Below are 22871 nucleotides of genomic sequence, written 5' to 3'. Positions count from 1 at the left end.
GTCCCTTCCAGCCGTACCGGCCCGACCTGGACCCGGTTCACCTAACTGCCCGCCCGCCAGGCCGCCCAGAGGCGCGCGTACCGGCCGCCCAGGGCCACCAGCTCCTCGTGGGTTCCCTGCTCCACCACGCGTCCCGCGTCCAGCACGGCGATCCGGTCGGCCGTCATCGCCTGGGTCAGCCGGTGCGCCACGAACAACGTGGTGCGGCCCTTGCACGCGGCCAGCACGGCCCGCTCCAGTTCGGCGGCGCCCTGGCTGCCCGCCTCCGCGGTCGACTCGTCCAGCACCACCACCGGCGACCGGCCCAGCACCAGCCGGGCCAGGGCGAGCTGGGCTCCCTTGGTGACGTCCAGGCGCTCGCCGCCCTCGCCGACCAGGGTGTTCAGCCCGTCGGGCAGCGCGTCGACCCATCCGTCCGCGCCGACCGTGCGCAACGCGTCCATCAGCTCGGCGCCGGTCGCCTCCGGCGCGGCCAGCCGCAGGTCGTCCGCGAGGGAGCCGGAGAACACGTGCGTCTCCTGCGTCAGGATGCTCACCAGGGCCCGCGCCCCGGCCTCGTCCAGACCGGCGAGGTCGGTCGACCCGATGCGCACCGATCCGGCCTGCGGGGTCCCGATGCCCGCGATCAGCGCGGCCAGGGTGGTCTTGCCCGCGCCCGTCGCCCCCACCAGCGCGAGCGAGGCGCCGGCCGGGATCGCCAGGTCGACGTCCCGCAGGACCGGCTCCTCCGAGTCGGGATAGCCGAACGTCAGCCCCTCGACCGTCACCGGGTACGCCGCGGCGTCCGCCGGCGCGAGCGCCGGGCCGCCCACCAGCCGGCCCTCCGCGGCCTCCCCCAGCACCCCGACCAGCCGGGTCAGGCTCGCGCCCGACTTCTGCGCCTCGTCGAAGGTGAACATGATGGAGCCCAGCGGGTTGAACAGCCGGTGGAACAGCAGCGGGGCCGCCGACACCTCGCCCAGGCTGGCGGCGTCCGCCTCCAGCAGGGCGTACCCCGCCACGATGATCAGGACCAGCCCGATGAACTCGGCGCGGTTCTCCCGTCCGACGAACCGGCCGAAGAGGCGGAACACCTCGATGCCGAGATCGCGCACCCGCCACGACTCGCCGGCGACCTTCGCGCGGAAGGCGCCCTCGAGGCGGTACGCCCGGACCGTGTCGATCCCGTCCAGACCGCTGATCAGCTCCTGCGCCCGATCGGCCTGGGCCACCCGCTGCCGCTGGTAGAGCGGCGCGGACCGGGGGAGGTACCAGCGCAGGGCCAGCGCGTACGCGGGCAGCGCGCCGGCGCCCGCCAGCCCGAGCCGCCAGTCGAGGCCGAACATGCCGACGGTGGCGATGACGACCAGCACCCCCGCCGAGAAGACCGTCGGAACGGCCGTCCGGATGCCCTTGGAGAGCACGGCGACGTCGTCGCCGACCCTGGAGAGCACGTCTCCCCGGCCGACCTGCTCGATCCGTGCGCTCGGCATTCCGAGCACCGCCCGGACGGCGCCCTCCCGCAGCCGCGCGAGCAGGTCCGCGCCCAGTCGCCCGATCAGGTACGTCGACGCCGCGGCGGCCACCGCGCCGAGCGGGGCGGCGGCCACCATCAGGGCCCCGATCGTGATCAGGATCGACGGCGGTTCGCCCTTGACCACCGCGTCGACCACCCGGCCGAGCAGGAGCACCGGCAGTACCTGGAACGCCGCCTCGGCCACCGTGGCGAGCACGGCGGCGACCGTCAGCCATGGCGTCCCGCGGCAGTGCGCCACGACCCATCGGGCGGCTTCGCGTCCGGTCGCCGTGCGCAGGGCCGCCGGGGCGACGCGCGTGTCAGTGGTGCTCACCCACCTAGCCGACCGACTTGACGATCTCGTCGATCGCGTACGGCAGGGACAGCAGGGTGCCCTGGGACATGGCCGCGCCGACCGCCGGGCCCTCGCTGTCCAGCAGGTAGGAGACCTTGCCGTTCTTGACCGCGGAGAGGTTGCCGAACAGCTCGAACTTCTTCAGCGCCTCCTGGTCGGCCCGGTCGTTGACGACGAAGATGCGGTCGACGTCGACGAGGTCGATGCGCTCGGGGGACAGCACGGTGTAGAACTTACCGCCCGCGATCTTGTCGATCTCCGGCGCGCCCTTGTAGCCGATGCCCGACACCAGCCGTCCGCGCACGTCGGTCGAGGTGAACGGGGAGACCGAGTTCTTGTACCAGGACAGCACGACGGCGGTCTGGCCCGCGAACTCCGGGTGCGCCTTGCGCGCGGCGTCGAGCTTGCCCTGGATGCCCTGCACCAGCCTGGTGCCCTCGGCCTCCTTGCCGAGCGCCTTGGCGATGTGCACCGCGTTGTCCTGCCACGGCCCGCTGAACGGCTCCTTCTCGGCCTTGGTCCGGCCCACCGTCGGAGCGATCTTGGAGAGCTTGTCGTAGCCGGCCTGGTCGATCTCGGAGTAGACCGCGATGATCAGGTCCGGCCGGAGTGCGGCGATCTTCTCGTAGTTCGGGCCGGAGTCGCCGTTGCTCATGACGACCTCGGGGCGGGCGCCGCCCCACTTGTCCTTCACCCAGGGCCACTGGGTGTTGATGTCGGGGGATGTGCCGGCCGGGTTCGGGTACTGGTCGACCATGCCAACCGGCTTGGTGCCGAGCGCCAGGATGGCCTGGTCGTCGGTGTAGCCGACCGAGACGACCCGCTGGGGGGCCTTGGTGATCTTCGTGGCGCCGAACGCGTGCTCCACGGTGACCGGGAACGCGCCGGCCGCGGCGGCCGGCGCGCCGTCGCCCGGCTCCTCAGCCGCACCGGAACCGCATCCTGCGAGGAGGCCCGCGCCGAGGGTCACGGCGGACAGGATCGCCGCCAGCCGCCGCCAGGACTTCGTCGGTGTCGTTCGGGGGAGGGGCATTCGACATCCTTGCTTTCGTGCGGTCCGCCGCGGTCCCGTCTCCGGGGGGCGAACTTTACCAGGTGGAAGTAAGGGCAGCCTAACCTAACTATTTCCCCTGCTCGCCGCCGGGTCCGGTCCGCCGGGTCGGACGTGGGCGCGGCCGATCGGCACGATGAGCGGCCGGTCGCCCACCGGATCGTCGATCACCTGGGCGCGCAGCCCGAACGCCTCGTGCAGCAGCTCGGCGGTGATCACGTCGCGCGGGTGCCCCTGCGCCAGGATCGACCCCGCCCGCATCACGATGAGGTTGTCGCTGTAGCGCGTGGCCAGGTTGAGGTCGTGCAGCACCATGACCACGGTGCGTCCCGACTCGTGCAGGTCGTCCACCAGGTCGAGCACGTCGATCGCGTGCGCCAGGTCCAGGTAGGTGGTCGGCTCGTCCAGCAGCAGCAGGTCGGTGCCCTGGGCCAGGGTCATCGAGATCCAGACGCGCTGGCGCTGCCCGCCCGACAGCGCGTCGACCGGACGGCCGGCCAGGTCCGACACCCCGGTCATGGCCAGCGCGCGCTCCACGACGGAGGCGTCGTCCGACGACCACTGCCGCAGCCAGCCCTGGTGCGGATGGCGGCCCCTGGCGACCAGGTCGGCCACCGTCAGCCCGTCCGGTGCGACCGGCGCCTGCGGCAGCAGGCCGAGCTTCTTCGCCACGTCCCTGGTCTTCAGCTTGACGATGTCGTCACCGTCCAGCACGACCGTGCCCTTGGCCGGCCTGAGCAGCCGTGACAGGGTCCGCAGCAGGGTCGACTTCCCGCAGCCGTTGGGGCCGATGATCGTGGTGATCACCCCTGGCGGGATCGCCACGTCGAGGTCGTCGATGACCATCCGGCCGCCGTACCCGACCGCGACGCCCCTGGCGGCCAGCCGTGCGGCCGTCGCCCCGGTCCCGGCCCCGGTGGCGTCCCGGCCGGTGGCCTCCCGACCGGCCACGAGATCCACTTTGCTCGGCTTCCGTCTCACTTCACGCCACCCGTCTGAGGTTCGCCCGCACTAGCAGATAGACGAGGAAGGGGCCGCCGATCGCGGCGGTGACCACGCCGACCGGGAGGGTGACCGGCAGCGCGGTGCGCGCCACCACGTCCGAGCCGATAAGCAGCAACGCGCCCACCAGGCCGGAGGCCACCAGCGGCGGCGTCGGGCACCTCACCAGGCGCATCGCCACCTGCGGCGCCACCAGCGCGACGAACGGGACCGGGCCCGCCGCGCTCACCGCCACACCGGCCAGCAGCACCGCGCACAGCAGCATGACCGCCCGCACCGCCGAGTACCGGACGCCCAGTCCCGCGGCGACCTCGTCGCCGAAGTGCATCGGCCTGAACTGGAACGCGACGCCCGCCACGACGGCGATGAGGACCACCGTGCACCCGAGCGCCACCCCGACCTCGTCCCACGACCGGCCGTCCAGCGAGCCCACCAGCCATGCCTGGGACCGGGCCACGTCCTTGATGTCGGCCGTGACCAGCAGCCAGTTCGTGATCGCCTGCATCGCCGCGCTCACCGCGATGCCGATGAGGATGAGCCGGAAGCCGTCGATCCCGCGCCGCCACGCCAGGAAGTACACCAGCAGGCCCGTGCCGAGACCGCCCGCGAGGGCCGCCGCGGACACGCCCGCCGAACCGGCGATCGCCGCGGCGGTCCCGCCCGACACCGTCAGCAGGAACACCGCGACCGCGCCGGCGCCCTGGGTGATCCCCAGGACGTCCGGGCTGGCCAGCGGGTTGCGTGCGATGGACTGCGTGATCGCCCCGGACGCTCCCAGCGCGATCCCCACGATCAGCCCGGCCAGCGCGCGCGGCATCCGCAGGTCCATGATCACGAACTGGTCGACCCGCTCGCCCCGGCCGAGGATCGTGGCGATCACCCGGGGCAGGGCGATGGGGAAGTCCCCGACTCCGATGGACAGGCAGAACACCAGGAAGGTCGCCGCCGCCAGCAGCAGCGTGACGAGGACGGGCCAGGGGCGCCACACGAACGACACGTGGCCGAGCCGCACGCCCGGCGCCACCGATCGCTGCACGTCCGTTCCGTTCATGCGCTCTTGAACTTTCCGCGCCACACCAGGACCGCGAAGAACGGGGCGCCGAGGAGGGCGACGACGACGCCCGCGTCCAACTCGCCCGGACGTGTGACCACGCGCCCCACGACGTCGCAGACCAGGAGGACGACGGCTCCGAGCAGTCCCGCGTACGGCACCAGCCAGCGGTAGTCCGGCCCGGTCAGGTACCGGGCCACATGGGCCACCATGAGTCCGAGGAACGCGATGGGGCCGCACGCGGCGGTCGCCGCGCCGGCCAGCAGGGTGATGGCGACGATGCCGACCGTCCGGCTCAGCGCGATGTTCACCCCGAGCCCCCGCGCCACGTCGTCCCCCAGGTTGAGCAGGTTGATGGCGGGCAGCGTGGTCAGTGCCAGGACCAGCCCGACCGCGATGAACGCGGTCACCGGCCAGATGACGTCAAATCCGACACCGGCCACCGAGCCCGCGTTCCAGAACCGCAGCGCGTTCAGCGACTTCTGGTCCGACAGCGCGACCGCCGTGGTCACCGCCACCAGGAACACCGTGATCCCCTGCCCGGCCAGCGCGAGTGTCAGCGGGTTGCCGGCCCCCCGCCCGATGCTCGCCAGCCCGAACACGACGACACCGGCGACCGCCGCCCCGAGGAAGGCGAACCAGACGTACTGGAACGGGTTGGCGAACCCGAAGACGGAGACCGCCGCCACCACGGCGAACGAGGCGCCGGAGTTCACCCCCAGCAGGCCCGCGTCGGCGATCGGGTTGCGCGTGCACCCCTGGATCAGCGCCCCGCCGATCCCCAGGGCGACGCCCGCCACGATCGCGAGCACCGTCCGGGGCACCCGGACGGTCTGCACGATCAGCCTGATCTCGGTGAGCCGCTGGTCGGAGTCCGGTGCCGCGGACAGCCCGGACCAGACCTCGCCGGGGCTCAGCGCCCGCGCGCCGACGGCCAGCGACGCCGCCCCCGCGGCCACCAGGACCGCCACGAGCACGCCCAACCCCACGACCCGCCGCCGGCGGGCCACCGCGACCCCGGGTGCGAGCCGCTCCTCCATGACCGCGCTCATCCGCGGCCGTCGACTCCGCCTAGCACCACTTTTCCTCCGAAATCGGCCGCGATTAAGGGGAGCCTAACCTAAGTCGAGTTCGCCGGGCCGTCCGGTGGGGGGGGTCGGCCGAGTCGTGGCCGCACACGATTCCGTCTAGCCTTCCGTAGCCGCGCCCCTTGAAGCCCTGCGAGGTCGTACTCCCCGTGCGCCGATCGAGTACCGGTCTCCGGCCCGCGCGGGCCACGCCGTCCCCGCCGCCATGGCGGCCCGCATCACCGCCGGAGGTAGTCGCTGGCCGAGCGGAGCCAGTTGATGTAGGACCTGGTCGAGAACGCGTCGGAGACGAGACCGGTCAGCGGCCCCTGCCGGCTGGGCATCTCGGTGCCCACCATCCTGGCGACCCGGCGCACGGTCTTGGACCTGGCGCGCTCGTAGCCGCGCAGGTCGTCGGGCGAGCCGCACAGCGCCCAGGCGTCCTCGAGTGCCTGGACGGTGCCCATCGCCATCGCCGGCGGCATCGTGTGGGCCGCGTCGCCCACGAGCGTGGTCGGCCCGCGGCCCCAGACCGTCGGCACGCGGTGCCGGTGGTGCGGGTAGAAGTCGGCACCCTGGGCGTGCTCGAGCAGCGTCGGGAACGGCTCCGGCCAGCGACCGAACCGCTCGCGCAGCCGGTCCATCGGGTCGGGTGCGTCGCCCCAGAACTGGCTTCCCGGCTTGGCCCGCAGGTCGAACCACCACAGTGCCTTCCCATGTCCGGCCGGGGCCACGCTGCCGAGCGACCGCCCGTTGGAGACCATCACGACCCGGCCCGATTCGGTGATCTCGGGAGGCGGCGAGGTGAGCGCCTGCCAGGTGGCCCAGCCGTTGAGCCTGCTCGCGTCGCCGTCCCACAGCGCCTGCCTGATGACCGATCTGCGGCCGTCCGCACCGACGAGCAGGTCGCCGCGCGCGGTGCTCCCGTCGGCGAAGGTGATCTCCGCACGGTCGGGGTCGACGGCGGCGACCGCGTGGCCGTAGCGGACCGGCACACCCTCGGCGAGCCGCTCGACGAGTTCGCGCCTGGTGATGTGCAGGGCGGGCAGGCCGCCGAAGTGGCGCTCGACGGCGGTGAGGTCGATCGTGCCGAGCCAGCGCCCGCGCACCGACCGGTTCGTCATCGCCTCCAGGCGGCACCCCGCGCCGTCGAGGTCGACCTTGAACTCGCGGAGGATGCCGGTGGCGGACGGCCAGATCGAGACCGCACCGCCCTCGGTGCGCGGCTCCGGCGCCGCCTCGTACACCTCGACGTCGTGACCCGCCGCGGTCAGCCCGCGCGCCGCGGCCAGTCCCGCGACGCCGGCACCGACGATGAGTACTCTCATGTCCGACCCCAATTCTGAGACCAACAGTCTCTGATACTTGGAGTATCACAATGAAGCCTCGCGGCCGCAAGCCCGATCCCGACGTCGATGCGCGCATCAAGCAGGCGGCGGTCACGTTGCTGGTGAGCAAGGGGCCCTCGTTCACCATGGACGAGGTGGCGTCGGCCGCCGGCGTGGGCCGGGCCAGCGTCTTCCGCCGCTACGCCACCAAGCGCGACATGCTGCTCGACGCGCTCACCCTGGCCATGGACGCCCAGGTCCCCGCGGTCCCCGACACCGGCTCGCTGGAGGGCGACCTGCTCGTGATCGTCACCGAGACGCTCGCCGCCTGGAGCTCGCCCGAGATCGCGGAGCGGACCCGGGAGATCTTCGGAGAGGCGGGCCGGGACCCCGCCGTCGCCGAGATCATCCGCACCGCTATGCGCGACCGGATGACGCGGAGCTGGACGATCTACGACCAGGCGATCGCCAGGGGCGAGCTGTCCGCCGGCACCGACCTGTGGCTGCTGTCGGACATGCTCGTCGGCCTGGTCGTCTACCGCGGCCTCATCAACGTGCCGCAGCCGGACCCGGCCCAGATGCTCAAGGCGCTCATGCGCGGCTTCACCCGATGACCGCCCTCGCCCTCAGACCACCCGGGCGCAGAACACGCCTTCGCGGAAGTCCTCCCATGTCCGCGAGCCGCTGGGACATCTGCTCTCGTAATAGCCGGTGAACTTGAGAATGTAGTCGAAGGCCTTGGGGACGGTGGTCTTATCGCAGTCCCATGAGGTCATCAGGCCATGCCCGTTGATGGCCACCAAGCCCTTCTTGCTGCCCTTCTCGCCCAGGAAGCACTCGCCCTCCCTGAACTGCCGCCGCAGGCAGAGGTAGAGATTGTCCCCGTCGTGCGTGGGGGACCTCCACCAGGATTCTCCGTCGAGAGACTTGGAATCGCACGAGCTGCTCGAGCTCCTCACCCCGGTCACCTTCACGTAGGCGTCACTCCGGCCGCAGGAGACCGCGTTGGGCATGTCCTCGGTCCACTCGCTGGAGTCGTAGGGGTCCTTCAGCGCGTCCAGGCAGTCACCGACCGAGATGTCGTCGAACGCCTCCCAGGTCGGGTCGGGGGTCGGGCTCGGCTGCTGGGAACTCCCCCCGTCACCGGTGACATCGGTCATCCGGCTCGGAGTCGCGGTCGGGGTCTCGGTCGAGGTCGGGCTGGACCTGGCACTGCTCGGCCCGGACTCGTCGTTGTTGGCGAGGAAGATGAGCACGGCGACCAGCAGCACTCCCACGACCCCGGCCCCGACCGCGACTCCGCCTGCGTTCGGCTTGACCGGCGGCCTGGCGGGCGGTCTGGCGGGCGGATGGGGCGGCGGATTGGCGGGCGGATGGGGCGCGGAATGCCGCTCCCCTGGAGGACGCCCCTGCGCCGACTCCTGCCGCGGCTGCCAGCGGGGCGGCGGCGGGTCCTGCCGAGGGCGTTCCTCCCGTCCCCCCGTGGTGGCCTTCCCCGCGAAGACCTCGGTCTCGGCCACCCGCGTGGCGATCATCGTGGTGAACGATCTCGGCAGGGACATTCCCTCGCCCGTGGCCAGCGCGGAGCAGCGGTCCAGGAACTCCCCGACAGGGGGACGGTCGCCGGAGTCCTTCTCCAGACCGGCGGCGATCAGAGGCCGCAAAGACTCCGGTGCGCCCGTCAGGTTCGGGTCCTCGTGGCGGACGCGGTAGCCGAGGGCATCGCCCGGCCCCTCCCCGAAGGGATGGCGGCCGGTGGCCGCGAAGGCCAGCACGGCGGCCAGGCAGAACACGTCACTGGCCGGTCCGAGGTCGCCGCCCAGATACTGCTCGGGCGACATGTACCCCGGTGTGCCCACCATGGACACGGTCTGGGTGGGGGCGTCCATCGCGCGGGCGATGCCGAAGTCGATGATCCGCGGCCCGTCCCGCGCCAGCAGCACGTTCCCCGGCTTGAGGTCCCGGTGGATCATGTTCTGGTCGTGGATCGCCCGCAGCCCTTCGGCGAGCCCGGCGCCGAGCGCCGCGACCGCGGCCTCGGGCAGCGCGCCGTTCTCGTCGACGGCGTCCTGCAACGTCGGCCCGGCGATGTACTCCGTCACCAGCCACGGCGGGTCGGCGTCCACCACCTGCGCCGTGTAGAAGCCCCCGATGCGCCGTGCCGCCGCGACCTCCTTGGTGAACCGGCGCCGGAACACCGCGCTGTCGGCCAAGTGCGGGTGGACGACCTTGACCGCGACCGATCGCCGCCCCTGCGAGCTGCCCAGGTAGACCTGGCCCATCCCACCGGTTCCCAGCCGTGCCAGTAGTCGGTACGGCCCGACCCGCTCCGGGTCACCGGCCCTGAGCGCCCTGAGTGCTGCGCCGGACATCTCACCTGCTTCACGTTTGTGAACATCGCCGTCTGTTTGACGCTCAGGGTAGCGAGGGTGTTCGTCACGATCTGCGTCTTGAGACGCACTCGCGCCCCGCGGCGACGTGACGTGCGTGAACTGGGGCCCTGCGGCATCTTCGGCTCCGGAGTGAGGGCTGGCAGCAAGATCGTTGTCGCCGGTAGCCTCTGGACGGCCGTCCTGCGACGGCCACCCCCTGGCACAACCCGAAGGAACACCATGGGCTTCGCTCGAATCGCACGTCCCCTGCTCGCGACCGCCGTCGTCGCCGCCACCGTCACCACCTTGGCCCCGGCGGCGTCCGCGTCGACCGAACGCTGCATCTACAGCGACGACTCACGGATGAAGAAGACCTTCCCGACGCCGGGCACCGACACCAGCTTCGCCATCAACCTCTGCGTGATCAAGCGCTCCGACGGAAAGCACTACGCCTATGCGGACGTGCACTGGAACAACGGAGGCGACTCCGACACCGACGACAAGCGCAAGTTCGACCGGTTCAACGTCACCGTCCGCCTCGAACGCAACGACGTCGTGAAGACGTTCCGGTTGTGCGACATCCGCCACGCCGTGAACACCCAGAAGAGCGGCATCGAGCTCTGCGTCACCTCCGTCGACGCCTCGACGGCCAACGGCGGCTGGACCGCCGACGGCTGGGCCCAGTACGACCTCGACCGCGACGGCCAGGGCGTGAAGGCCTGGGAATGGTACGGATCACCGTCGGTCTGATCCCCGTCAGTCCACGGGACCGCCCTAGCCGGACGAGCCGATGGTGCGCGCGTGGGCGCCGAGCACGTGCGCGAGCAGCGCCGGGGCGCGCGAGCCGTCGCCGCCGTCCGGGAGCACCTCCGGGGTGAGCGTCCAGTCCATGCCCACCCACGAGTCGCCGACCGCGCCCTGGCTGGACGGAAGGTTGTTGCAGGACTGCCGGATCCGGATGGCGCGGACGGACTCGGCGGCCGGGGTGTCGGTCTCCACCAGCAGCACCGGGACCCCGACCAGCGGCCCGTCCTCCACCAGGCGCAGCAGCCCGTGCGCCTCCTCGTCGTCGAGGGCGGCGCCGGCGTCCATGACCACCACCAGCCGCACCGGGGGGCCGCCGTCCGGCCCGGAGGGCGACTCGCCGTCCGGGCCGCCGATCCGGCGCAGGTCGACCAGGTCGAGCAGCCGCCGGAGCCGCTCGGCCGCCGCCGGCCCGGTCGCCACCCCGCCGCCCAGCAGCCGCCCTCCGGACGGGTCGAGCGCGTTCAGCCAGCCGGCCCCCGACAGTCCCGCCGCGTCGATCACCTCCAGCCCGACCAGCCCGGGCGGGACGGCGGCCAGGAACCGGGTCACCAGCGACCAGGCGTAGGCGGCGGCGTCGCCGGGCACCGTGCCCCGCGAGATCCACACGCCGCGCCGCCAGGGCGCCCGCAGGACCAGCGGCACCCGCAGATCGGGCAGCTCCACGGTGGACAGCCGTCCCAGCAGCATCCCCTCGGCCAGATCGGTGCGGGGCCGCCAGGTCAGCCAGGAGGGCGCGTCGAACGGCGCCGCCTCCGCGGTGACGTGCGGCTCCACCCGGGCGAGCTCGCCGCGCAGCTGCTCGGCATCGGCCCGCAGCCGCTGGTCGGCCGCCGCCATGAGCTGGTCGAACCGCCCGCGCGGCACCCGCCCGGTGACCTCGTCGTTGCGGATGTTGAGCGCGTGCTCGGTGGACGAGCGGAACCCGGCCAGCGAGCGGCTCGCGTCCTCCCAGACCAGCCAGCACCGCTCGAGGTAGCCGACCTCCGAGGACGACGGCGCCTGCGGTGCGGACGGCCCCTGCGGGGCAGTCGGGGGGACGGGCCGTCCCGGCGGCGCCCCGACGGCGGGGCCGGGCGGCGCGGCGCCCATGCCGGCCTCCGCCTCGCCCGGGTCGTCCACCTCGACGCCGTGCGCCTCGACCAGCTCGACCAGCCCGCCGGCGTAGCCCTGCCCGACCGCGCGCACCTTCCACCGGTCGGCCCGGCGGTAGAGCTCCAGTCCGATGATCGCCTTCTCCGGGCCCAGCCCCGCGACGGTGAACAGCGCCATCGGGTCGCCGCCGGCCGTGGTGAGCTGGACCTGCGGCGGCGGCACCGCCCCGAACGAGAGCCCGCCGCCGGTCAGACTGACCGCGACGAGCACCGCGTGGACGTCCGCGGGGACGGCGCCGAGGTCGAGGTCGACGCGCTGCCGGCCGCCGTCGCCCGCCCAGCGCACGCCGGGCGCCTCGGGCGCGTTGAAGAACACCAGGTCGGCGTCGGAGCGCACGCGCAGGTCGGCGCCCACCAGCAGGGCGCTGACGTCCACGGGCACGGCGCAGGACACGGTGGCGGTCATCCGCCGGGCGGGCAGCGCGGTGTTGGCGCCGTGCGAGAGTTCGAGCATCGCCGGTCAGGCCAGGCCGGTGATCGTCGGCAGCATGTCCTCGAAGGTGCGGCCGTGGCACGGCTCCCCGATCGCGTTCATCTTCCACGCCTCGCCGTGCCGGTAGAGCCGCGCCATCACCATGGCGGTATGGGCGCCCCCGCCGGTCAGCGTGTACCGGGCCAGCTCGCCGCCGTCCGTCTCGTTGACCAGCCGGCAGAAGGCGTTGTCCACCTCGTTGAAGGTCTGCCCGTTGAACGAGCTGACGGTGAACACCAGCGAGCTGACGTGCACCGGCAGCCGGGCCAGATCGACGACCACCGACTCGTCGTCGCCGTCGCCCGCGCCGGTCAGGTTGTCCCCGGTGTGCCGGACCGAGCCGTCGTCGCTGACCAGCTTGCCGAAGTAGACCACGTCGGCGAGGCGGCCGTCGGCGTAGAGCACGCAGGAGGCGTCGAGGTCGATCTCCCGCTGCCGGGAGCCGAAGAAGCCCTGTTTGCGCACCGCGTCCCAGCCCAGGCCCATCCGGACCATGCGCAGCGCTCCGCCCGGCTTCTCCAGCGAGATCCGCTGGCCCTTCACCATCGAGACGGTCACGTCCGTCGCCTCCTCGTGTCCCCTGTGCCGCGTGCCCACCCCATCACCGCACAAGGCGAGCAAGGTGCAACGAAAGCCTCGCAGCCCGGCCACCCGGTTGTCAGCCCTTTCGCGACCGCTATGCGAGGCCGGGGCGGGTATCGAAGGTGCGGGTCGGCTGCTCCGCGGCGGCGCGGGGGCTGCGGGCGAGGGGCATTTTCAGGAAGTGCCGTACGGTCGCCGCATGCCTCCCGACGAATCTGCAACCGGCATGCTGTCGCTGCGCCAGCGCCGCCGGGGCGTCGCCGTCCGCGAGATCCTCACCGCCGCTGAGCGCCATATCGCCGAGCACGGGCCCGCCGCCCTTTCCCTGCGGGCGGTCGCGCGGAGTCTCGGGATGACCGTGCAGGCGCTCTACCATTACTTCTCGAGCCGGGACGACCTCGTCACGGCGCTCGTCGCCAAGGCGCACGACGACCTCGCCGACGCGGTGCAGGCCGCCGTCGACACCGCGCCGGACGACGCCGCCCTGCCGGGGCTGGTGATCGCGGCCGAGGGCTACCGCGTGTGGGCCGTCGCCCATCCCGAGCGGTTCCAGCTCATCTACGGAGCGCCGCTGCGGCATTACGCGGCACCCATGGAGGGCGCCAGCACCCAGGCGGTCCGCCGGATGAGCGCGGTCTTCCAGCGCGAGCTGTTCGGCGGGTTCACCACGGCGCAACTGGCGGCGGCCGAGACCGGCGGGCTCTCGCCTTCACTCCGAACGCATCTGGAGCACCTGCCGGCGGACGGTCTCGGAGCCCTGCCGCCTCCCGCGACGTCCCTCCTCCTGAATGCGTGGGGGCACATGCACGGCCTCGTCGCCCTGGAGGTGTTCGGGCACACCGTGTTCCTCGGCGACCATCAGGCCGAGGTCTTCCGCACGTCGATGCAGAACCTGGTGAAGGACGTCCACAACCGGATCCCGGCCGGTTAAACGAGGGGCGACGGAGGATCAGTGCTGGGGATCGACCCGGTAGAGGTCCGCGCCGTCCGAGAAGAACAGCCGGCCGCCGGGCCCGACCGCCAGGCGCCGGTTCCGGTGCTCCACCACGAGCGTGGGCGTCCGGGGTGACCGGGGATCGATCCGGAAGATCTTGTCGCCGTCGAGACCGGCGTACAGGACGCGGCCGGCGGTGACCAGGTCGCCGCCGGCCGTGCCGGTACCGAGGGCCAGCCGCCGCACGACCGTGCCCCGCCGCGGTTCCACCGCGAAGACGGTCCGCCCCGCGATGCCCCACAGGTTCCCGTCGGAGCCGATGGCGACGGAGCTGACGGTGCCCGCGCCGGGCACCGGCACGGTCTCCCAGAGCTTGCGGCTCCGGGCGGCGTCCCACGCGAAGACCGTCCCCTCCTTGCGGGTCGGCGGCGTTGTGGACAGCCCGCCGGTGATCGAGGTCCCGCCGTAGACGACGCCCCGGCGCGCGGCCAGCCCGAACACGCTCTGGTCCTGGACCACGTTCCGCACGACCTCGGACTCCCCCGAGCGCGGATCGTGCAGGACCAGGGCGCCGCCGAGCCGGTCGCCCTCCGGGACGGTGCCGACCGCGATCCGGCCGTCGACCTCCGCCAGCGCCCGGGCGCGCATCTGCACGTGCGGCTTGAGGTTGATCGCGAGCCGGGGGTTGTCGGCGGCGCCGGGCGGCCCCGGTGAGTATTCGGGGCTGCTCCACGGCTGCGCGGGGTCGTGGGCGTAGAGCCGGGCCTCCGGGTAGGCGCCGATCCAGACCTTGCCGCCGGCGGTCTCCATGACCGACTCCACCTGCGAGAACCGGTTGAAGACCGCCTTGCCGGAGTCCGGGTCGACGATGGACAGCCCGCCGTTCAGGAAGCCGCCCGCGTAGACGCTCGTCCTGCCGCCCGCGAGCGAGAGGATCTCGATCGGCTCCCGCTTCACCTCCGTCGGCAGGATCGCGAACTTGCCGGTCTGCGGGTTGTAGCGGAACATCTCGCCACGCCACAGCGTCCCCACGACGCTCCGGCCCGGGTAGTCGGGCAGGCCGAGTTCGGCCCAGCCGATCGAGCGGGCGTTCTGCACCCGTCCCGTGAAGGCCAGGCCGGTGCCGGTGAGCTGCCGGGTCTTCGGGTCGTAGCGCTTCAGCTCGCTCTTCTGGATCAGGTAGACCTCGCCGTCGTCCCCGGCGGGTGAGACGTCCAGGCCGTGCGCGTCGGGGATCTCGTCCGCCCACTGGCCGGCGGCGAGGTCGTAGACGAACATCGGGCTGGGGAAGGCGCTGCCGATCCGGACGTACAGCCGCCCGCCGCGCTCGTTGATGTCGTAGACCTGCTTGTTCCCGATGTCGCCGAGGCCGGGCGGGGCGGGCAGCTCCCGCGCCGCTCCGGTGGCCGCGTCCGTCTCGGCGATGTGGGCCTCGGCGTAGGAGCCGGTGTACACCTTGCCGTTGGCGTAGGCGATGCTCTTGATGTAGCCCTGCCCCGGGACGGGCTGGCCGTAGTCGCGGATGTCGCCGGTGCGGGCGTCGAGGCGGAAGAGCCGTCCGCCCGGCGAGGTGCCGCCGTAGACGTTCCCGTCCGGGTCGGTGGTGAGCCGCCAGATGAACGACTGGTCGGCCAGCGGACGGCCGAGGTCCTCGACGGTGTCGCCCGCGCCCGGACGCCAGCGGTAGAGCCGGCCGCCGTTGTAGGTGCCGGCGTAGATCGTGCCGTCCGGCGCGGCCGTCACGGCCCAGCCGCCCTCGGCCCCCGGCAGCGGCGCGGAGACCAGGCTGGCGCCGGTGGCGGGGTCGACGGCGTTCAGGCGGGCGGGCGTGCCGGTCGAGATGTTCCAGAGCGCGGGCCGCCCGTTCGGCCCGGGGGCGACGGTCCCGCCGATCAGCAGGACGTCGCTGAGCGGGGTGCCGAGCGGGACCACGGCGGGCCGCCCGGCGGACGGAGCCGTCCCGGCCGCCGCGGGACCGGCCGCGGCCGGCGGGACGAGGACGGCGGCGCCGAGCACGGCCGCGGCGAGGATGCGGGTTGAGGGCACTGGGCCTCCCAGAGGTGACAGTTGCGGTCCCGACCGGAATTGAACGCCTCCCGGCCAGGCCCGTCAAGCCTTTGCCGCAAAATACGAATTCTCGGACACACCTCGTCCGTTTTCAGCCATTTCGGCCTTGACCGTTAGTGGGGTGATTGCTATCAAAGGGGCACCCCCTGCGGCGAGGAGCCGATCAATGAGACGAGTCCATGCCCTGCTGGCGGCGGCACTGCTGCTGCTCGCCTCCGCGCTGGCCCTGGCACCGCCGGCGTCCGCGGCGGCCCTCGAGCCGCTGCCGGCGCTGCCGCTCAGCAGCACCACCACCCCCGGCGGCGTCGTGGTGCACCGCGACGGCGTCGCCTACCTGTACACGGTGTCGACGGTCTCGGCGGGCAGCGCGCTGTTCTCGGTCATCGACACCCGCGACGGGTCCCGCAAGTACGAGCTGCCGCTCCCGGGCGCGCTCGGCACCTGGGCCGTGACCGCCGGGCCCGACGGCACCGCCTTCATCGGCAGCTACTCGTCCGGCAAGGCGTTCCGCTGGGCCTGGGGGGCGGCGGCCGTCACCGACCTCGGCACGCCGCTGCCGGGAGAGACGTTCATCTGGGCGGTCGCCGCCGACTCCGCCGGGCGCTTCTACGGCGGTACCTCTCCCGGCGGCCGGCTCTTCCGCCACGACCCCGCCACCGGCGCGGTCCGCGACTACGGCCGGCTCGTGGAGGGCGAGCAGTTCGTCCGCTCGCTCGACATCGGCCCGGACGGCACCGTGTACGCCGGCCTCGGCGCCCACGCCCACGTCGTCACCGTCGACCCGGAGACCGGCGCCAAGCGGGAGCTCCCCCTGCCCGCCGGCCTGGACACCGACCAGTTCGCCTACGACGTGCGCGTCGTCGGGCGGTACCTCGCCGTGCGGTTCGCCGCCTCGGCCGCGGCGGGCGAGCTGTGGCTCTACGACCTGGCCCACCGCCGGTGGACCCGACACGTCCCCGGCGTGTCGGGCATCGGCCTGGTCGCGCAGGGCGACCGGCTCCAGGTCATCCGGGACGGCGACGTGACCGCCGTCGACGTCAGCACCGGGACCACCCGGGTGCTCGCCCACGTCGAGTCGGACGCGCTGCTCCACCTGGTCGGCCGCCTCTCCGGCAGCGAGCTGCTGGTGAAGGCCAACACCGGCGGCGGGCTGTGGCGGGTGAACGTCCGGACCGGGAAGGTCGTCGCGCTCCAGGCCGAGCTGCCCGAGCAGCCGACCGCCGTCGAGTCGCTGGGCATCGGGCCGGACGGGAAGGTCTACGGCAGCGGCTACCTGTCCGGCGGGCTGGCCAGCTACGACCCGGCCACCGGCGCCGTCGTCGGCCGCAAGGGCGTCGGCCAGATGGAGGGCATGGTGACCGTCGGGGACAAGCTCTACCTCGGCGAGTACCCGAAGGCGCTGATCTACGAGTACGACCCGGCGCTGCCCTGGGCCCCGGGCACCAATCCCCGCAAGATCATGGACCTGTCGAAGCAACAGCAGGACCGGCCCTTCGCGATGATCGACGCCGGGGGCGTGCTCGCCGTCGGCACCGTGCCGACCTCGGGCGTCCTCGGGGGCGTGCTGGCGCTGTACGACCCGAAGACCGGCACCGGCCGGGTGCTCGACGACGTCGTCCCCACCCAGAGCATCGTCGGGCTGACCTACCGCGACGGCGTGGTGTACGGGACCACCTCGGTGTGGGGCGGCAACGGCATCGACGCCAAGGAGCCCGACGCCAAGCTCGTCGCCGTGGACGTCGCCACCGGGGCGGTGCGCTACACCGCCGTCCCGGTCCCGGGCGAGCGGGCGATCAGCGGCCTGACCACCGACGACAAGGGCCACGTGTGGGGCTTCTCCACCTGCACCGTGTTCGAGTTCGACCCGGCGACCCGGCAGACCCTGCGCAGCGCCAAGTACTGCGACTACGCGTGGGACAAGGTGCACCACGTGTGGCGGGACAGCTTCCTCTTCTTCGACGCCCGTGACGGCAACCTCTACGGCAAGGCGCAGGCCAAGGTGTTCAAGATCGACCGCGACACCCTCGCCTACACGCAGCTCGCCCGCCCGATATCCGTCCTGACCCAGGCCCCGTCGGGCGACCTCTACATGACGCGCGAGTCCAACTTCTTCCGTTGGCGGAAGTGAATCACCTCGCAATTCCGGCGGCCTGAACCGTCACGGAATTCCGGGCTCTCAACACAAGACGGCGGCGGGCTCCGATCGAACCGGTCGGAGCCCGCCGCCATGTCGTGCGCGCCTGCGCGAAGACCGGAATCCGGGCGTCCCGTCGTTCTACGGGGCGCTCGCCACCCAGGTCCGCCGCGCCGTCCCGCTCACCGACGAGGAGGCGCTGCGGCCCGTCCGCGAGGACACCCGCCGGGAGCTGCTCGCGCACATCAGCGCCTGCCCGCTCGGGCCAACGCGTCCTCGGCCTGAGCGGCCAGGGTGCCGACGAGTCCGGTGGCGGGCGGCAGGTCATCGATGAGATCGACGGCCTCGCCGGCCCACACCGGCAGCGCGGGCAGATCGCCCCGTGCGACCTCGTCCTGGTACGCCTGCCGGGCGCGGGGGTCCGCGGCGAGTTCCGCCTCCCGGCCCCGCCAGCGGTCGAGATAGGGGTGGCCGAGGGTGCGGGCGACGTATTTCGAGGGCCACCGGGAGCCACGGGCGATGTCGAGGACGCTGTTGCGCTCGGTGTCCTGCCCGCGTCCAGCGCCTGCCGTGCCTCTTCGAGGTCGGTGACCTGGACGATCAGCGCCGTGCCCGCCGCGCGGACGAGCCCGGCGAACGGGCGCGGATCACCGAAGGACAGCATCACCGCGCTGGGGCCGTGCGCCAGCACCCGTTCGATCGCGCCGGCGTCGACCGCCCAGGTCAGGAACCCGACACCCCACGGCCTCCCGGTTCCGTCCGCGACCATCGGCAGCTCGCGGGCCAGCCAGTCCGGGTCCCGCCGCCGGCGCCCAGCATCCCGAGCCCGCCGCCGGCGGAGACCGCCGCCGCCAGCGCCCCACCGGCCGAACCGCCCATCGGCGCCAGCGCGACCGGGTGCTCCACACCGAACAATTCCGTAAAGGCCGTCGACAGTCCCATGGCACCATCATCGCCGCTCCCCACGACGCCATAGACGGCGACTACTCTCGGTGATGCACACGTCCACCGCCCCGACATCCCGGAAGCCCGGCCATGACCACCACGTCTCCCGCCACCGCGCGCTTCGAGCACGCGCGGCCCCGCCGCCCGCTGCGGCTGGGCGGGCGCACGTCCCACCTCGCACGCGCCTACGCCCGTCAGGTCATCGGCGGACTCCAGGCGGTCGTGCCCGGCCTGGAGATCGAATACGTCGGGATCATGACGACCGCGGACCGGCACCAGGGCGACCTGTCCGAGCTGGGCGGCAAGGGCCTGTTCATGAAGGAGATCGACACGGCCCTCACGGCCGGCCGGATCGACGCGGCGTTCCACTGCATGAAGGACGTCCCCGGCGACCTCCCGCTGCCCGAGGGACTGGTGTTCGCCGCCTACCTGGAGCGCGATGACGTCCGCGACGCCGTCGTGTTCCCCACGGGCTCCGAGTACAGCGCCATCAGCGAGTTGCCGCCCGGATCGCGGATCGGCACGTCCGCCGTCCGCCGCAAGGCCCAGCTCCTGCGACAGCGGCCCGACCTGGACGTGCGGCGCTTCCGGGGGAACGTCGTCCCGCGCTTGACCCGCCTCGACGAGGAACGCGAGGTGGACGCCTTGGTGCTGGCGCGCGGCGGCCTGGTCGCGGTCGGCATGGAGCACCGCGTCTCCCAGCTTCTCGGCATGGACGGGATGTGCCCGGCGATCGGGGCCGGTGTCGTCGGCGTCCAGTGCCGCGAGGCCGACGAGGGGACCGTCGAGCTCCTTCAGACGATCGACCACGCCGAGACCCGTACTCACATCCTGGCCGAGCGGACCATGCTCCACGCGCTCCAGGGCCACTGCAACAGCCCCATGGCCGGGCACTGCCACACCACCGAGGACGGGCGGCTCAGCCTGTCGGGCATGGTGTTCAGCCAGGACGGGGCCACGTTCGCCCACGCGCACGAGTGGGACGCCCCCACCCGCGCGTACGAGCTGGGCGCCCACGTCGCCGCCGACCTCATCCGCAAGAACGCCCGGAGCATCATCGCCGGCGCCCGTCCGGACTAAGGCGCGCGAGCCTCGTCCGGCCACCGCGTTCCTATACTCAAAAGCATGACCATTCAGCGGATGGACAACGTCGCCATCGTCGTCGACGACCTGGGCGCGGCCGTCGCGTTCTTCATCGCGCTCGGCATGGAGCTGGAGGGCAAGGCGGAGATCGAGGGCCCTTACGCGGACCGCACCGTCGGACTCGACGGCGTCCGGAGCGACATCGCGATGATGCGGACCCCGGACGGCCACAGCAAGCTGGAGCTGACCAAGTACCAGGCCCCCGCGGCGTCCGCGGCCGAGCCGGAGAACCCGCCGCCCAACACGCTGGGCCTGCATCGCGTCATGTTCGCCGTCGACGACATCGACGGCACCATCGCCCGCCTGCGCGCCCACGGCGCCGAACTCCTCGGCGAGGTGGCGCAGTACGAGAACATCTTCCGGCTCTGCTATCTCCGTGGCCCCGCGGGCATCATCGTCGCCCTGGCCGAACAGATCGGCTGACGCGCGACGGCCCCGGCAGGAACACCTGCCGGGGCCGACGCGAACCGGTCAGAGGTCCAGGTCCCCCGCCTTCACCCGGGCGAGCAGCCCACCGAACGCGGCACGACCGAACGCGAGGTGACCGCCGTCAGGGTTCTTGCTGTCCCGAATCCCGACGACGTGCGGCACCCGCGCGACCTCCACACATGCCTGCTCAGCATTGCTGCGGCTGCTCTTACGCCAGATCCCAGCAGCGAACTCAGCACTCATCGTTCCTCCATCTCCCTTGCCGTCCGCCGGAACAGCGCCGTGCTGTCATCCTTCGACAGTGCGTCGTCCCAGCTCTCCGTGAATGCCTCGGCGTAGCGGTGAATCTCGTGGGGTTTGTCTAGATAGAGGGCCCCTGTGAAGCCTTGCACATACACCGTGGGCGGCTCGTGATCGCGTCCATCTCCACTCGTGGAGAACCGCATGAGGATGAACGGCCCAGTCTCGAACCCACGATGCGCACCTGCCGAGAACGGTGCGACGCGGACGGACACATTGTGTCGCTCGTTCATCCCAGCCAGCCGATCAAGCTGAACCGCCATCACCTCCGGGCCACCCACCAGGCGGCGCACTACGGCCTCGTTCAGGACCACACCCAGCGTCGGCGGCGAGGTCACTCGGGTGACCAAGGACTGACGCTGTGCCCGCAACTGCACGCGGCGGTCTACTTCATCGGGCTGTAGATCGGGCCTGCTCTTATCGAGCAGCGCACGGTGGTAGTCCGGCGTCTGGAGCAGACCGGGGATCAGCTCGGGCGAGTACTCCTCCAGACTCTCGGCAGCCTCCTCCAGTCCGATGTAGAGATCGAAGCCGTCTGGGATGACGTTGCCGTAGGCGTGCCACCAGCCCTTCCCCTTGGTCTCCTTCGCGAGACCCATCAGGGCCTCTCTCAGCTCGTCGGGTGCACCGTACGTCCGGCACATGGCCTCTACGTCGAGCGACCGCAGCGACGTCTGGCCCGTCTCGATCCTCCACATCTTCGCTTCTGACCACTCCAACGCCTTGGCGGCGACGTTGATCGTCATGCGCGCATCGTTGCGAAGCTGACGGAGGTACCGACCGAGTTGTCTTCGGGGGACGGTCGAGCCCGTCGCGGCTTCTGGCATCCGCATCACCTCACTTTACTTCGGGGCGGCCTTTCACCCGGAATGAAAGCACCCATCCACACGATTCGCAATGGGTTCCTGACCTGCGCATATTGGCGGACGGAAATCATTCCAACGCCTTGCAGGTCGAGTAATCATGGTGCTCTACTCAGATGCATCGCGGAAGCGAATCGGAGCTTTCCGCAAGCACTGGACAGGTCGGCAGAACCACGCCCATAGCATCCATCTCACCCGGGCGAGTCCGTCCCCGCAGAGAAGGCAGAGGTCGTCATGAGGCTCGAAGAACACCCCACCAGCAACAGCCGAACCGTCGGGTTGTGAGCCATGGGAATACGCCCGCGTGGCCAGGCGGAGCATCGCACCGCACAGGCATCACCAGCAACGACCCGCAAGCGCGCACCTGAGACGGCCATCCCGCAGAGCGAGCGGATCGCGTCCCTTACCGGTCTCGCCCAGGAGTTCGACCGGACGCCCGGAATCCTCACCGCGTTCACCGTGATCAACAACTACGTGGCGCTGGACGTGATCCCGACAAAAGCGCCGGAATGGGCCGTAACCATCGGGATCATCTATTTCAAAGGCACGTGGTGGTTCATCTACCTGCACAACGGCAGGACCATCGGGTCGACAAGTCACCCGAGCATCGCAGCGCATCAGATCAAGACCCAATGGGAGAGGCGGCAACGCGATGAGCCTGATCATTTCGGAATATCCCCGCAGAACACTCGGCCACATCGCGGCGGCCAACGGCATGACCTCCGCTGACGGCCCATGGATCGCCGGGCGCGAGGCGTCCGGTATCACCGGCATCCCGACCAAGGTGCTGGCGCGGTGGGAAGAGGCGGGCGTGATCTCGGCTCTCCAGAACGTCGAGAACGCTCCGCGGCTGTACCTCAGGCCGGAGATGGAGGCGCTCGCCGAACTGGGGACGGCCGGGCCACCGAACCTGCCCGCCGTGCGCCGCTACCTGAAGAAGCGCGAGGAAGCGGGAGTCAGCGCGAGATGACGAGGGAAACGACGGGCGATGCCCAGCAGAACGACGGCCCCGAGCCCGGCACCTCAGAAGGGGCGGCGTTCGTGATCACGCTGGCGGTCATGCTGCGAGGCCGGAAGCTCACATCCGAGAGGGTCGGCGAGCGGCTCGTGCGCGTGACGGCGGAGGCGGGCTCTCGCGGGGTGGAGGTCGGGTGCCGCCGCCGCGCGAGCGACGGCGACCGCTGGTGGTTCACCTGGGGCGACAGCGCCGTCTGGCTGTGCGAGGCCGACAACCCGACCGAGGCCGTGCTTCATGTGAAGAGCGCACTCCGGACGGTGGGGACGACCCCATGACGGCCCGACCCGTGCCGGGGCGGCTCGCGA

General features: G+C 71.9%; 21 protein-coding genes. 9 read left to right on the top strand and 12 right to left on the bottom strand.

Features of this window, described 5'->3' with window-relative positions:
• Window positions 1-41: 41 nt before the first annotated feature.
• The 6 genes from OHA34_RS26115 to OHA34_RS26090 form a co-directional block, all read right to left on the bottom strand.
• On the bottom strand, window positions 42-1829 hold the full coding sequence (locus OHA34_RS26115) for an ABC transporter ATP-binding protein (RefSeq protein ID WP_329519201.1): 1788 nt from the start codon (window positions 1827-1829) through the stop codon (window positions 42-44).
• Between the two features lie 4 nt (window positions 1830-1833).
• Complete coding sequence (locus tag OHA34_RS26110) at window positions 1834-2883, bottom strand: iron-siderophore ABC transporter substrate-binding protein (protein ID WP_329519200.1); 1050 nt, start codon at window positions 2881-2883, stop codon at window positions 1834-1836.
• An 84-nt stretch (window positions 2884-2967) separates the two neighbouring features.
• On the bottom strand, window positions 2968-3852 hold the full coding sequence (locus OHA34_RS26105; protein WP_443029592.1) for an ABC transporter ATP-binding protein: 885 nt from the start codon (window positions 3850-3852) through the stop codon (window positions 2968-2970).
• 31 nt (window positions 3853-3883) lie between these two features.
• The gene (locus OHA34_RS26100) at window positions 3884-4954 is read right to left on the bottom strand and encodes a FecCD family ABC transporter permease (protein ID WP_329519199.1); all 1071 of its coding nucleotides are present in this window, start codon (window positions 4952-4954) and stop codon (window positions 3884-3886) included.
• Window positions 4951-6006, bottom strand: coding sequence for a FecCD family ABC transporter permease (locus OHA34_RS26095; protein WP_285938965.1), 1056 nt, complete (start codon window positions 6004-6006; stop codon window positions 4951-4953). The genes OHA34_RS26100 and OHA34_RS26095 overlap by 4 nt, the downstream gene beginning before the upstream one ends.
• Before the next feature lie 254 nt (window positions 6007-6260).
• Window positions 6261-7349 carry an FAD-dependent oxidoreductase gene (locus OHA34_RS26090; protein ID WP_329519198.1) on the bottom strand — a complete coding sequence of 363 codons (1089 nt, stop codon included), beginning with the start codon at window positions 7347-7349 and terminating at the stop codon, window positions 6261-6263.
• A gap of 50 nt (window positions 7350-7399) precedes the next feature.
• On the opposite strand from OHA34_RS26090, the gene OHA34_RS26085 reads away from it, so the two are divergent.
• Window positions 7400-7963 carry a TetR/AcrR family transcriptional regulator gene (locus OHA34_RS26085; protein ID WP_329519197.1) on the top strand — a complete coding sequence of 188 codons (564 nt, stop codon included), beginning with the start codon at window positions 7400-7402 and terminating at the stop codon, window positions 7961-7963.
• Between the two features lie 12 nt (window positions 7964-7975).
• Here OHA34_RS26085 and OHA34_RS26080 read toward each other — a convergent pair whose 3' ends face one another.
• Window positions 7976-9721, bottom strand: coding sequence for a serine/threonine-protein kinase (locus tag OHA34_RS26080; RefSeq protein ID WP_329519196.1), 1746 nt, complete (start codon window positions 9719-9721; stop codon window positions 7976-7978).
• 240 nt (window positions 9722-9961) lie between these two features.
• On the opposite strand from OHA34_RS26080, the gene OHA34_RS26075 reads away from it, so the two are divergent.
• Entirely contained in the window at window positions 9962-10471 is a 510-nt protein-coding gene (locus OHA34_RS26075) for a hypothetical protein (protein ID WP_285938969.1), read from the top strand.
• Window positions 10472-10495: 24 nt separating this feature from the next.
• Here the strand turns inward: OHA34_RS26075 and OHA34_RS26070 are convergent, their stop codons facing one another.
• The gene (locus tag OHA34_RS26070; RefSeq protein ID WP_329519195.1) at window positions 10496-12133 is read right to left on the bottom strand and encodes a TerD family protein; all 1638 of its coding nucleotides are present in this window, start codon (window positions 12131-12133) and stop codon (window positions 10496-10498) included.
• 6 nt (window positions 12134-12139) lie between these two features.
• Entirely contained in the window at window positions 12140-12709 is a 570-nt protein-coding gene (locus OHA34_RS26065) for a TerD family protein (protein WP_285938971.1), read from the bottom strand.
• A 223-nt stretch (window positions 12710-12932) separates the two neighbouring features.
• Between OHA34_RS26065 and OHA34_RS26060 the strand changes: the two genes are divergently transcribed.
• Window positions 12933-13664 (top strand): TetR/AcrR family transcriptional regulator, encoded by a 732-nt coding sequence (locus OHA34_RS26060; protein WP_285938972.1) that lies wholly within the window; start codon window positions 12933-12935, stop codon window positions 13662-13664.
• Window positions 13665-13682: 18 nt separating this feature from the next.
• Here OHA34_RS26060 and OHA34_RS26055 read toward each other — a convergent pair whose 3' ends face one another.
• Window positions 13683-15713, bottom strand: a complete 2031-nt coding sequence (locus OHA34_RS26055; protein ID WP_329519194.1) for a hypothetical protein — start codon at window positions 15711-15713, stop codon at window positions 13683-13685.
• A 187-nt stretch (window positions 15714-15900) separates the two neighbouring features.
• Between OHA34_RS26055 and OHA34_RS26050 the strand changes: the two genes are divergently transcribed.
• The 3 genes from OHA34_RS26050 to OHA34_RS26040 all read left to right on the top strand — a co-directional run bounded on the left by OHA34_RS26050 (window position 15901) and on the right by OHA34_RS26040 (window position 20379).
• The gene (locus OHA34_RS26050) at window positions 15901-17862 is read left to right on the top strand and encodes a hypothetical protein (RefSeq protein WP_329519193.1); all 1962 of its coding nucleotides are present in this window, start codon (window positions 15901-15903) and stop codon (window positions 17860-17862) included.
• Window positions 17863-18903: 1041 nt separating this feature from the next.
• On the top strand, window positions 18904-19893 hold the full coding sequence (hemC, locus tag OHA34_RS26045; protein WP_329519192.1) for a hydroxymethylbilane synthase: 990 nt from the start codon (window positions 18904-18906) through the stop codon (window positions 19891-19893).
• Between the two features lie 60 nt (window positions 19894-19953).
• Window positions 19954-20379 (top strand): VOC family protein, encoded by a 426-nt coding sequence (locus OHA34_RS26040; RefSeq protein ID WP_285940070.1) that lies wholly within the window; start codon window positions 19954-19956, stop codon window positions 20377-20379.
• A 48-nt stretch (window positions 20380-20427) separates the two neighbouring features.
• Here OHA34_RS26040 and OHA34_RS26035 read toward each other — a convergent pair whose 3' ends face one another.
• Complete coding sequence (locus tag OHA34_RS26035; protein WP_329519191.1) at window positions 20428-20628, bottom strand: DUF397 domain-containing protein; 201 nt, start codon at window positions 20626-20628, stop codon at window positions 20428-20430.
• Window positions 20625-21512: a helix-turn-helix domain-containing protein gene (locus OHA34_RS26030; protein WP_329522451.1), complete on the bottom strand. Its 888-nt coding sequence runs from the start codon at window positions 21510-21512 to the stop codon at window positions 20625-20627. The genes OHA34_RS26035 and OHA34_RS26030 overlap by 4 nt, the downstream gene beginning before the upstream one ends.
• 324 nt (window positions 21513-21836) lie before the next feature.
• On the opposite strand from OHA34_RS26030, the gene OHA34_RS26025 reads away from it, so the two are divergent.
• Genes OHA34_RS26025 through OHA34_RS26015 form a run of 3 tightly spaced genes read left to right on the top strand, consistent with a single transcriptional unit; the run spans window position 21837 to window position 22841 of the window.
• Window positions 21837-22277 carry a hypothetical protein gene (locus tag OHA34_RS26025; RefSeq protein ID WP_329519190.1) on the top strand — a complete coding sequence of 147 codons (441 nt, stop codon included), beginning with the start codon at window positions 21837-21839 and terminating at the stop codon, window positions 22275-22277.
• Window positions 22264-22518, top strand: a complete 255-nt coding sequence (locus OHA34_RS26020) for a hypothetical protein (RefSeq protein ID WP_329519189.1) — start codon at window positions 22264-22266, stop codon at window positions 22516-22518. The genes OHA34_RS26025 and OHA34_RS26020 overlap by 14 nt, the downstream gene beginning before the upstream one ends.
• On the top strand, window positions 22515-22841 hold the full coding sequence (locus OHA34_RS26015) for a hypothetical protein (protein WP_329519188.1): 327 nt from the start codon (window positions 22515-22517) through the stop codon (window positions 22839-22841). Before OHA34_RS26020 ends, OHA34_RS26015 begins: the two co-directional genes overlap by 4 nt.
• The last annotated feature ends 30 nt before the right edge of the window (window positions 22842-22871 follow it).

Origin of the sequence: Spirillospora sp. NBC_01491 (genome assembly GCF_036227065.1) — a bacterium.
In the GTDB taxonomy this organism is placed as follows: Bacteria; Actinomycetota; Actinomycetes; order Streptosporangiales; family Streptosporangiaceae; genus Spirillospora; species Spirillospora xylanilytica.
The sequence above is the reverse complement of the archived record's forward strand: the minus strand, read 5'-3'. Positions and strand labels throughout refer to the sequence as shown.